Genomic DNA, 1,030 nt, shown 5'->3' with positions numbered 1-1,030 from the left:
GCTTCAGTTCCGTCTGTGACAGGGTAACCATCTCCTTCATACTGACATTTTCACTGACGGATTTTACCCTGACAATATCACAGACGGATCACAGGACTGCGGTGGAGGTATTGACACGGCAGTGCTTTTCTGTTATCATAAGAACTGCGCCTGAAGCGAGTGAGCCATGCCGGCGTAGCTCAATTGGCAGAGCAGCTGACTTGTAATCAGCAGGTTGCGGGTTCGAGTCCCATCGCCGGCTCCAGTTTTTCCCGTGGAGGGGTTCCCGAGTGGTCAAAGGGAGCAGACTGTAAATCTGCCGGCTGACGCCTTCGCAGGTTCGAATCCTGCCCCCTCCACCAAATACCAGCTTATTTTCAGGACCGGGCTTCTTCAATAAAGGGTTTGAAAAAGTTCCGGTTCTGTGTTATAATATAACTTGTCGACGCGGGGTGGAGCAGCCGGTAGCTCGTCGGGCTCATAACCCGAAGGTCGTAGGTTCAAATCCTACCCCCGCAACCAATGCCACTATAGCTCAGTCGGTAGAGCGCGTCCTTGGTAAGGACGAGGTCACCGGTTCAATCCCGGTTAGTGGCTCCAGTTTGAGAAGTGAGAGGCGAGAGGTTAGAGGTGAGATTTAAAAGGAATTCGGCAAAGCCGAATTCCAGCCTTGAATTCTCATTTCCCAGTTCTCACCTCGCGCTTCTCATTGCGGCGGCGTAGCTCAGTTGGTTAGAGCAAGCGGTTCATACCCGCTGTGTCCGGGGTTCGAGTCCCTGCGCCGCTACCAGTAGAGGATCACCAGCACAAAAGCTGGTGATTTTTATTTTGGGGAGCAGGAATTTTAAGCCCTTTAGCGAATTTTGTGTTCTATGGCTTATTGCATGATTTAAAGAAAAGTGGTAATAATTTAGAAGTGTGTAAAAAAGTGGTTTTTAAGGAGGAGGAAAAACGAACATGGCCAAGGCCAAATTTGAGCGGACCAAACCCCACGTAAACGTAGGGACCATTGGACACGTTGACCACGGGAAGACCACTTTGACGGCAGCCA

1 protein-coding gene and 5 tRNA genes are annotated in these 1,030 nt (G+C 50.6%); all 6 read left to right on the top strand.

Translation table 11 applies throughout. The annotated features are described in order from the left end of the window. Positions 1–168: 168 nt before the first annotated feature. Positions 169–244, top strand: a tRNA-Thr gene (locus J2Z49_RS14785). Between the two features lie 11 nt (positions 245–255). Next, positions 256–341 (top strand) — tRNA-Tyr (locus J2Z49_RS14780). A gap of 84 nt (positions 342–425) precedes the next feature. After that, positions 426–501 (top strand) — tRNA-Met (locus J2Z49_RS14775). Positions 502–503: 2 nt separating this feature from the next. After that, positions 504–579 (top strand) — tRNA-Thr (locus J2Z49_RS14770). A gap of 113 nt (positions 580–692) precedes the next feature. Further along, positions 693–769, top strand: a tRNA-Met gene (locus J2Z49_RS14765). A gap of 167 nt (positions 770–936) precedes the next feature. Continuing rightward, positions 937–1,030 (top strand): GTP-binding protein (locus tag J2Z49_RS14760; protein ID WP_017173303.1); only part of this gene is annotated, 94 nt, incomplete at its 3' end.

The organism is Desulfofundulus luciae (genome assembly GCF_030813795.1).
GTDB classification, from domain to species: Bacteria; Bacillota; Desulfotomaculia; order Desulfotomaculales; family Desulfovirgulaceae; genus Desulfofundulus; species Desulfofundulus luciae.
The sequence above is the reverse complement of the archived record's forward strand: the minus strand, read 5'-3'. Positions and strand labels throughout refer to the sequence as shown.